At 37.2% G+C, this 7,177-nt stretch carries 6 protein-coding genes; 5 read left to right on the forward strand and 1 reads right to left on the reverse strand.

All coding sequences use genetic code 11. The features are described from left to right. Positions 1-1,049 precede the first annotated feature (1,049 nt). From CIK96_RS04380 to CIK96_RS13455, 5 genes are all read left to right on the forward strand, one after another. A complete protein-coding gene (locus tag CIK96_RS04380) occupies positions 1,050-2,093 on the forward strand; it encodes a Fic family protein (protein WP_094439882.1) in 1,044 nt (347 codons plus the stop codon). Positions 2,094-2,524: 431 nt separating this feature from the next. After that, positions 2,525-3,478 carry a HaeIII family restriction endonuclease gene (locus tag CIK96_RS04385; RefSeq protein WP_094439890.1) on the forward strand — a complete coding sequence of 318 codons (954 nt, stop codon included), beginning with the start codon at positions 2,525-2,527 and terminating at the stop codon, positions 3,476-3,478. A gap of 62 nt (positions 3,479-3,540) precedes the next feature. Beyond that, the gene (locus CIK96_RS04390; RefSeq protein ID WP_094439884.1) at positions 3,541-4,389 is read left to right on the forward strand and encodes an NgoPII family restriction endonuclease; all 849 of its coding nucleotides are present in this window, start codon (positions 3,541-3,543) and stop codon (positions 4,387-4,389) included. 2 nt (positions 4,390-4,391) lie between these two features. After that, positions 4,392-5,402, forward strand: coding sequence for a DNA cytosine methyltransferase (locus CIK96_RS04395; RefSeq protein ID WP_094439886.1), 1,011 nt, complete (start codon positions 4,392-4,394; stop codon positions 5,400-5,402). Between the two features lies 1 nt (position 5,403). Beyond that, a complete protein-coding gene (locus CIK96_RS13455) occupies positions 5,404-6,915 on the forward strand; it encodes a DNA cytosine methyltransferase (RefSeq protein WP_094439888.1) in 1,512 nt (503 codons plus the stop codon). Positions 6,916-6,992: 77 nt separating this feature from the next. Here CIK96_RS13455 and CIK96_RS13355 read toward each other — a convergent pair. Further along, positions 6,993-7,177, reverse strand: a 185-nt coding sequence (locus tag CIK96_RS13355) for a hypothetical protein (RefSeq protein ID WP_216820940.1), incomplete at its 5' end; no start/stop codon positions are given.

Consider the following 7,177-nt stretch of genomic DNA (forward strand, 5'->3'; position numbering starts at 1 on the left):
TATCCTCTTCGCTGCAGCTGGCATGATGATGCCTCCGCAAGGAGAGATTTCGGGATCCGTCCTCATCCTCGTTGCCCAGCTCTTGATACTGTGTGCCACCTTCCTCGGCATTAAAGACTATCACAACATCATCAACAGAAAACTATGACTCAAGATTCTAAAAACAAGTGGAGCGTCATCATCAACATTGCATTGACCACCATCACCGCCATGCTCTCGGCCCTTGGTTTCACCATCGGGTGACACTCCCTCTCGTAAACCCATGAACCGCCCCGTGTGGTTCGTGGGTGTTTTTTTATCCACGGAACACATTCTAAGCGGATTCTTTTGGGGGTTGCTTCGCAAGAAATCTTAGAGGAAATCTTCATGTAAAATCTAAGGACCTAAACGGTCCAGAAATCTATTTAAGATTGCTATCTCCCTAAAATATTTCTTGCCGTAGGCAACATCTTAAACAAGATTTCCTCCAAAGATTTCTTGCCGTAGGCAACTAAAAACATCCACGGATCACACGGAGGACACGGATTCTTGTTAAAGATTATTCTAAAGATTTTCGTTAAGATTTCGAGCATCTCCGATGCGATCCATAATAAATTCGTCCCCAAAAGCGAGGTATTCGAGCGCATTTTCAGTCGAGATTTTTGTTAAAGATTTTGTTTGCTGCCTCCCTGATTTTGTTTTGCGTTACAAGCGTTACAATATAACAATATAACAGTTTCCTAAACTCATTTTTGCGTTACAGTTGTTACAGTTACAGTTTTGAAAAAGCAAAAACAGGTGCGTTTAGACCTCATGAATCGTTCTTTGACGAAGGCCTGACTACAGAAAATAAAGACGAATGACAACTTTTTCTTCCCACATCTTCTCATCTTTCATTTTATTTTTATAAATTTGCATGGAAAATCGTAACACAGGGGAATTACTCTCCTATCATTCTTAAAACCCAAAAACTGTGCATCAGTCATGATGTCGTTGACCTGTCCCTGTGACATCTTGAAACCTTGCTTGCATCTCGCATGCAGTATTGGTTTGAATAAAACCGAAGCTATATGACGAAAGAGAATAAAGAAATGCTATTGAGCCTCATTCAACAACACAAGGAGTTAGGCATTAGTGAGCAGATAGACTACGAAAAGTTCTATCTGTACTCTATCATCACGCACTCCACAGCCATCGAAGGTTCTACTGTTACAGAATTGGAAGCTCAACTGTTGTTTGATGAAGGCATCACATCACAAAAGCGCACCTTGGTAGAACAACTGATGAACCTTGACCTTAAAACAGCATACGACTATGGCATGAAGTGGATAAAACACCATGAAGCTATTACTGTAAATTGGCTAATCACACTTGCATCAAAGGTTATGGCTCGTACTGGAAGTGAATATCATTCTCTTGTGGGAGATTTCTCTGCAGCCAAAGGCGAATTAAGAAAACTGAATGTGACAGCAGGCTTTGGAGGAAAGTCATATATGTCGTACTTGAAAGTACCCTCAAGACTTGAAGCATTCTGTGAGGAACTGAACAAACGCCGTATGGCGATTGATAAGACAGATATTGCAGCTATCTATGAACTAAGCTTTTGGGCACATTTTGAATTGGTTTCCATTCACCCTTGGGCTGACGGTAATGGCAGAACATGCAGACTATTGATGAATTTGCTCCAAATAGAATATGGTGTGTTACCCACCAAAGTGCTTAGGGAGGATAAAGCTGAATATATTCAGGCTTTGATAGACACAAGAGAGAATGAAGATATTCAGATATTTCTGGACTGTATGACCCAATTGCATTGTAAGCATCTTAAATGGGATATCGACCAATTTATCAAGTCTATGACAGAGGAAATGGTCGATAAAATTGATTTTGCAGAGGAAATGGTCGATAAATGGTCGATAAAGCCAGCATTAGCTAAGAAATTGGCCGATATTTTAATCTTTGCAGACGGAAAGGATGAAATCACAACAGAGATCATCACCAAGCAATTTAACCTAACTCAAACAACTGCCAAACGTTACCTGCGCCAACTTACGGAGTTCGGCTATATCGAAGCACAAGGCGGCAATAAGAACAGAACGTATAAAAAGAAATAACGATATATGGCTAAGAATTTCGATTATATCCTGCTTTTAGCAAAGGAAGTGCCTGTTCAAATGTCACAGGGACGGGTCAATGACATCAACACCAAGCGTTACAGTTGACAGTTGACAGTTTCCAAAAATGAATTTTTTGCGTTACAGATAACAAATAACAGATAACAGTTTGGGGAAAGCAAAAACAAGGGCCATTTTGACCTCCTGTATCATTCTTCGATAAAGGCCTGGCCAAAGAAAATAAAGATGAATATAATTTTTTCAGTCAACATCTTCGCAACTCTCATTTTATTTTTATAAATTTGCATGGAAAATCGTAACACAGGGGAATTACTCCCCTATCATTCTTAAAACCCAAAAACTGTGCATCAGTCATGATGTCGTTGACCTGTCAACGTGGCATTTTGATAAAAAAACAAAAAAATAACACAATGAGTAACGCGAGTAATAATCAAGGAAGAGCATATGAATTTGTATGTTTGAAATCTTTGTATCAGGAGATTTCAAAGATTCGACCTGCAAATATTATTATAAACAGTAGCTATTTAGCAGCTGAAAATGCATGGGATACTTTGGAGAAGTCTGAGCAAACTCTATATTCTTTAAGTGTAATATCCACAATAGACACTATCTTCGCTCTTGAGCCCAATATCATAGAAGAAAGTTCTGATGTACTTAACCTCTATATTCAAAATGACAAACATGGGGAGGATGCTGACGTTCGTGATATTATTATTGAACGAAAAGATATAATTTGGGAAATTGGTTTGAGTATCAAACATAATCACATGGCTGTCAAGCATAGTCGCATAGCGAAAGCTCTTGACTTTGGATCTAAATGGTATGACATACCTTGTTCTACTGATTATTGGAATGAGGTAAAACCAATATTTGACTTTTTGGAAATAGAAAAGTCAAAAGGTACTTATTTTAGGGACTTAAATTCTAAAGAGGACGATGTGTATGTACCTTTATTGAACGCCTTCGTAAAAGAAGTCACAACACAGATAAAAGCAAACAAGAACGTTCCTCGTAGAATGGTCGAATACCTTCTTAGTAAATATGACTTTTATAAGGTTATTAGTATTGATTATAAAAGGATCACAACCATACAATCATTCAATATGTATGGTACTTTGAATTTGCCTAGTCGTGTTATGCAGCCTGCAATTAAGGTCCCTGTTATAAATCTTCCAACAACTTTATTACATATTGGCTTTAAGCCTGGTAGCAAAACAACCGTAGTGATGTGTTTTGATCATGGATGGCAATTCTCTTTTAGAATACATAACGCAAAAGATATAATTGAGACATCGTTAAAGTTTGACATACAAATAGTTGGCATGCCTGCTGATGTTAATATCAAACACAACTGTAAATGGTAACGGAGCAAGTATAAATGTTGAAATCACCAGGTGTTGGTTAAAAATATAATTCATTTAATTACATGGCAAATATACTTACAGCTATAAAATCCATTGTAGAAAATTCATCTTTGAATATAGCAGAAAAATCAGATGAAATCATACATAATAGAGCTAATCATATGGGGGCTGCCTTTGAAGATTATGTAAAAAACGCTTTTGCTAATTGTTTAGGACAAAGTGAAAGAGAGATTAAACATGCAAGAAGTCAAGCCTTTTCATACCTAGGAAACAGCAAGAATCCGCCTGATGCAATGCTGAAGGGAGGTGATGCAGTTGAGATAAAAAAAATAGAATCACTTATAAATTCACAGTTACAATTAAACAGTAGTTATCCAAAAAACAAACTATATTCTGGTAATCCCAAAATTTGCAACAATTGTCGTACATGCGAAGAGTGGGATGAGAAAGATATGCTGTATGTTGTAGGACAGGTTAAGAAACAAGAGCTACATAATCTATTTTTTATTTACGGTGATTTATATTGTGATTCTCATGAAGTTTATGAAGATGTTGAAAATGTAATCAAAGAAGGATTACAATCACTTGAAGAAGTCGAACTTGCTGAAACAAATGAGCTTGGAAGGGTTAACAAAGTTGATCATCTTGGAATATCCGACCTTAGAATAAGAGGAATGTGGTTAATAAAATCACCATTCCTTCAGTTCGGATATCTCACCGAAGATACAAATGAATATACCTTCAAGCTTGTTGCTCTTATTCCAGAATCTAAATATTCTAATTTTGAAAACGTTAATGAATTTGAAAAGTTTTGTAAAGATAATGGAATATCCATTTCAGATGAAGAAATAGAAAACCCTCAAAATCCCGCAAATTTAATAAATACAAAACTCATAATATACCATTATTAAAAATGCAATTAATTAGTTTATTCTCAGGCGCAGGAGGTCTTGACAGAGGCTTTCATAATGCAGGTTTCCGTACTGTGGTAGCCAACGAGTTTGATCCCAAGATTTGCCCAACATTCAAGGCTAATTTCCCAGATACTCACCTTATTGAAGGCGACATACGAGATGTGAAAGAAAGCGAGTTTCCAGAACATGTTACTGGTATCATCGGTGGTCCTCCATGTCAGTCGTGGAGTGAAGCAGGCAGCTTAAAAGGCATTGAAGACGCTCGGGGACAACTTTTCTATGAATATATCAGAATCCTTAAGGCTGCACAGCCTCTTTTCTTTGTAGCAGAGAATGTATCGGGAATGATGGCGAAACGTCATTCTGAGGCTGTTGGTGGTTTTTTGCGTCTCTTTAATGAAGCCGGCTATGATGTAAATCTTAAAATGTTGAACGCCAACGATTTTGATTGTCCAGAAGATAGGGATCGTGTATTTTATATTGGCTTCAGAAAAGATTTAAATATTCATGATTTTGAATATCCTACACCTTGCAAACATAAACCAACGCTCCGAGAGTGTATTTGGGACCTGAAAGACAACGTAATTTCTGCCCTTGATAAAAACAAGACCAATGGAGATAAATGTGCGGTTCCTAATCATGAATATTTCATTGGTGCCTATTCTCCTATTTTTATGTCTCGCAATAGAGTTAGAAGCTGGGACGAACCTGGTTTTACCGTACAGGCAAGTGGACGTCAATGTCAACTACATCCCCAAGCACCTAAAATGATTAAGGTTGAAAAAAATAAGCAGATTTTTGTACCCGGTCAAGAACATTTGTACAGAAGAATGTCTGTTCGTGAAGTGGCAAGAGTTCAGACTTTTCCAGATGATCACGTTTTTCTTTATACCGATGTCAATATGGGATATAAGATGATTGGTAATGCTGTACCCGTAAACCTTGCATATCATGTGGCAATGAGTATTCGTGCCGCACTTGACAAACATGGTATAAACTATCAAGACTAATATGAACATTGTTTCACTTTTCGCTGGGTGTGGTGGTCTCGATCTTGGCTTTGAAAAAGCAGGATTCAATGTTGTGTGGGCAAACGAATTTGATGAATCAATTCATGAAACATATAGGCTCAATCACCCAAATACAATACTGAATACCAATGATATACGCACGCTTACGGGTAATGATATACCTGATTGTGATGGAATCATTGGAGGACCACCATGTCAAGCGTGGAGTGAAGGGGGAAAGCAATTGGGACTGGAAGATCCCCGCGGTCTACTATTTCTCGACTATATTCGCATAGTTAAGGATAAAAAACCAAAGTTCTTTGTCATTGAGAACGTTCAAGGTATTCTTGACGACAAACATAAAAAGTCCTTATCCTTTTTCATCGGGACATTACATGAGGCTGGATATAAGATTACCTATGAATTACTAAACGCAGCGGATTATAAAATTCCTCAAGATCGGTTTCGTGTCTTTTTTATCGGAATACGTAATGATCTGACAAACAAGTTTGTATTTCCAAATGCCATTAGAACTCCACCAATCACTCTAAAACAGGCCATTGGAGATATAACCGAACAGCCTCGATACTATTGTGATAATATAGTTAAAGGTGAACATCCGAGTCGCACAAACCACGACGTCTATACTGGTCCTTATGACGCAAAGTATATGGCAAGAAATAGAGTACGTGGATGGGATGAAACTTCATTTACTATGCAAGCTCAAGCAAGAAATGCGCCACAGCATCCTCAGGCTCCTAAGATGACATTTGTATCTTCTTCTCAAAGAGTATTTGCAAGAGGATATGAGCATTTATATAGAAGATTGAGTGTTAGAGAGTGTGCAAGAATTCAAACATTTCCAGACAACTTCAGATTTATATATAAAGATGTGAAGGATGGGTACAAAATGGTAGGAAATGCTGTACCCCCAAGATTGGCATGGTATCTTGCCATCCAAATGAAGAAGGCATTCTCTAATATTTTAACATTAGAACCTTCTGAACGCAAAGAGTTGCATCAGCCAACAATCCGTCAGCTAGACATTCAAAAGATTGCAGAAGAGTACCCAACTACTATTCTCAGCAATCAAAAGTGCAAGTCAACACAAATCATAAAAGATGATATTTTTATAGATGAATCTAAGAGGGTTCTTATTAGTTTGGTCAAGTCTGACAATGTTAAAAATTATGTCGATCACTCTGCAAATATTTATTACACAGGCAAGAAGTTTCCCTCTACCGTAGCATTAAACAAGCTTTACTATTTCATGCCATATATGAAAGGAAAGGGTGTACGCGACTTATACTTTATCAAGGTAGCAAGAGTTGGATCTAAATCTGAAATACATCCATACTGCGATGATAATGATTTCAGATTGGTCTTTGAAATTAAATTTGTAAAGCAATTATTTACAGACTATCTGCCAGTTCATTTAAATATATGGAGAACATTCACCGACACAACACTTGGCGAACTTACGAAATTAAATAAATTAGAAGAAATAATATAGAAGCAAAATTCAACAGAAAAGAAGATAATGCATGAATACCCCATTATGTAATATTGATTTTCATTCTCCGGAAAATGTCACAGGGACAGGTCAATGACACCATCCCCAAGCGTTACAGTTGACAGTTTCCAAAAATGTTTTTTTTGCGTTACAAATAACAGATAACAGATAACAGTTTTGGAAAATGATTTTTTTAGTTGCTTCGCAAGAAATCTTTGGGGGAAATCTTTGAGAGAATATGGTCTTTTGCCAGAAATCAATA

The sequence above is a fragment of the Prevotella sp. P4-98 genome (genome assembly GCF_002251405.1).
Lineage (GTDB): Bacteria > Bacteroidota > Bacteroidia > Bacteroidales > Bacteroidaceae > Prevotella.

What these genes read in the sequence shown, in the direction of transcription:
- CIK96_RS04380 (WP_094439882.1), top strand. Translation starts at nt 1,050, where the DNA reads ATGACGAAAGAGAATAAAGAAATGCTATTGAGCCTCATTCAACAACAC.
- CIK96_RS04395 (WP_094439886.1), top strand. Translation starts at nt 4,392, where the DNA reads ATGCAATTAATTAGTTTATTCTCAGGCGCAGGAGGTCTTGACAGAGGC.
- CIK96_RS04385 (WP_094439890.1), top strand. Translation starts at nt 2,525, where the DNA reads ATGAGTAACGCGAGTAATAATCAAGGAAGAGCATATGAATTTGTATGT.
- CIK96_RS04390 (WP_094439884.1), top strand. Translation starts at nt 3,541, where the DNA reads ATGGCAAATATACTTACAGCTATAAAATCCATTGTAGAAAATTCATCT.
- CIK96_RS13455 (WP_094439888.1), top strand. Translation starts at nt 5,404, where the DNA reads ATGAACATTGTTTCACTTTTCGCTGGGTGTGGTGGTCTCGATCTTGGC.